The organism is Pseudomonas sp. EA_65y_Pfl1_P113 (genome assembly GCF_963970525.1).
Classification (GTDB): domain Bacteria; phylum Pseudomonadota; class Gammaproteobacteria; order Pseudomonadales; family Pseudomonadaceae; genus Aquipseudomonas; species Aquipseudomonas tritici.
On sequence record NZ_CAXAQM010000586.1, the window covers coordinates 1 to 451 of the forward strand.

The 451-nt window shown below is 68.3% G+C and carries 1 protein-coding gene; it reads right to left on the reverse strand.

The genetic code is table 11. The features are described from left to right. A partial coding sequence (locus tag AACY52_RS31210) for a helix-turn-helix domain-containing protein (protein WP_339561526.1) occupies nt 1-451 on the reverse strand: 451 nt, incomplete at both ends.

A 451-nucleotide genomic window follows, 5' to 3' on the forward strand; every position in this document is an offset into this window, starting at 1 on the left:
GTGCCATCGCATGCGTTGGCACCCGGGTGCTGATCCGCTGGCACGGGGGTGCCAACCGGTTGGCACCCCCCCTCCTCGGATGCAGTTTCTGCATAGCTCTCGACCGGTTCGTCGTCGGCCTCGGATGCGGCGGCTTCGAAGGCGAAATCGTCGCGATCGAGCAATACCCGGTACGCATAGGAGCGCGACGGCTGCTTGCCGGCCTCCTCGACCTCGACATCCTGCCGCTTCTTCCCGACCCAGCCGGCATCGACGAGGCGCTGCAGCGAGTTCTGCAGCGACCCGCGCGAGCAGTCGAGCTCGCGGGACATCTTGACCTGACTGCGGGCACACCAGCCGGCCTTGTCGGTGTGGCGCCCGAGCAGGCACAGCACCTGCAGGTCGCGCGGCTCGAGCGAGCGGTCCGTGACGGCGCCGGCCGGAATGATGGAAAGGCGGGGATGGCTCAACG